The following is a 1600-nucleotide window of genomic DNA, read 5'->3' on the forward strand; positions in this document are numbered from 1 at the left end:
GAATAGGAGTTGAGGTCCGGCGCGTGGATGATCAGCACATCCGGCCTGGTGTCCGAGGAGATGGCGTCCGTGATCGCCTGCGCGCCGGCATCGACGACCCAGTTCGGGTCGCGCGTCTCGAACACGCCGCCCCAGGCCTCGACTTCGGTCTTCAGATAGTGCGCCCAGCCCTGCGCCAGGTCGAAGCCCATTGCCAGCGGCACCAGCATGACGCGCTTGCCCTTGAGCGCCTGCGCGTACGCAGTCGGCCCCGGATCGTCGGCGGCGAAGGTTGGCGCCACGAAGGCGGTGACGGCGAGCGCCGTGGCGGCGGCCATGAGTGTCTTGATCAGTTTCATGTCGGATCCTTTTGCTTTGGTCGTTGTTATCAGCGGCCGGCCCCAACCGTCCGCCGCAGTTCAGGTCTAAATGTCGCCCTGCTGGGCGGTCTGCTCGTCACGTGGATTGATGATGCCGTCGACGATGATGGCGCCGAGCAGGATCGCTGCCTTGATCAGGTTCTGGTAGAGCAGCGGAATGTCGATGATGGTCATGGCGTTGAGCAGGATGCCGATCAGTGCCGCACCGACCAGCACGTTGCGCACCCCGCCGCGCCCGCCGGACAGGCCGATGCCGCCGATAACCGCCACCAGCACGATATCGTAGAGCAGCGTCGAATTGACGACGCGGGTATTGATCGAATGCAGGCTGGCCGCCGTCAGCAGGCCGGCGACCAGTGCGACGAAGGCGGAAAGCACATAGCGCAGCACCAGCATCGGCCGCACCGGCATGCCGATGTTGCGGGCGGCCACCGGATTATCGCCGGCGAAATAGATATAGCGGCCCCATTTGGTGTAGCGAAGGAACAGGAAGAACAGGAAGGCCAGCCCTGCGAAGACGAAAACCTCGATGGGAATGTCGAGGAAGCGCAGGCCGCCGAGCAACTCGACCCAATGGCCCTGCGGCACCGGCACGGCATCCTGCGTGATCAGTTGCGAGCGTACATAGCCGAAGACGAAGGAGCCTGTCGCCAGCGTCACGAAGATCGCCGGCACGTCGGCATAGGCGACGAGAAAACCATTGAGCAGGCCGATGGCCAGCACACCGGCCAGCACATAGGCGAAGGCAAGCCCGTCCGGCGTCCCCGAATTCAGCAGTTGCAGGTACCAGGCGACCGACATCGCCATGATCGCGACGGCAGAGAGGTCGATGCCGCGGCCGATGATGACCACGGCCATGCCGAGCGCAAGGATGCCCAGCACCGACACGGAGCGGACGATGGCGACGAGATTGTTGGGGTCGATGAAACCTGGCAGGCCTATAGCCGCTGCAACGAACAGCACCACGGCGATGGCAAAGACAATGCCTTCCTGGTTCAGGCTCCTGAAATTTGGCCAGCCGATGGTGTTCATGTCTGCGTTTGCCCCGATGGCAGCGCTGCCATCCCTGGGAAAGAACGCTAATCGGCCCAACGCCGGTTCGTCAAATGAATCCGCGCCCGGAACCCAGGCCGGCTGCGATATTTATCGAGTGGACGATCGATTGCCGAAGCTGGCGCAATGCGCGGAAAACTCTGCGCTTTTGGCAATTGGTTGCGCCATTGCGGCCGCACGCGAAAGCG

2 protein-coding genes and 1 pseudogene are annotated in these 1600 nt (G+C 63.2%); 1 reads left to right on the top strand and 2 read right to left on the bottom strand.

What is annotated here, in order from left to right; translation table 11 throughout:
* Together EN884_RS35375 and EN884_RS35380 are read right to left on the bottom strand one after the other, a co-directional pair.
* A pseudogene (locus tag EN884_RS35375) lies at positions 1 to 338 on the bottom strand (sugar ABC transporter substrate-binding protein); the annotation flags it as partial.
* Positions 339 to 404: 66 nt separating this feature from the next.
* Complete coding sequence (locus tag EN884_RS35380; protein WP_013530837.1) at positions 405 to 1391, bottom strand: ABC transporter permease; 987 nt, start codon at positions 1389 to 1391, stop codon at positions 405 to 407.
* Between EN884_RS35380 and EN884_RS39185 the strand changes: the two genes are divergently transcribed.
* The coding region (locus EN884_RS39185; RefSeq protein ID WP_206617739.1) for a hypothetical protein at positions 1390 to 1600 on the top strand (211 nt) is incomplete at its 3' end. The two genes, EN884_RS35380 and EN884_RS39185, sit on opposite strands and share 2 nt — an antisense overlap.

It is taken from the genome of Mesorhizobium sp. M7A.F.Ca.AU.001.01.1.1 (assembly GCF_004022735.1).
Taxonomy (GTDB): Bacteria; Pseudomonadota; Alphaproteobacteria; order Rhizobiales; family Rhizobiaceae; genus Mesorhizobium; species Mesorhizobium ciceri.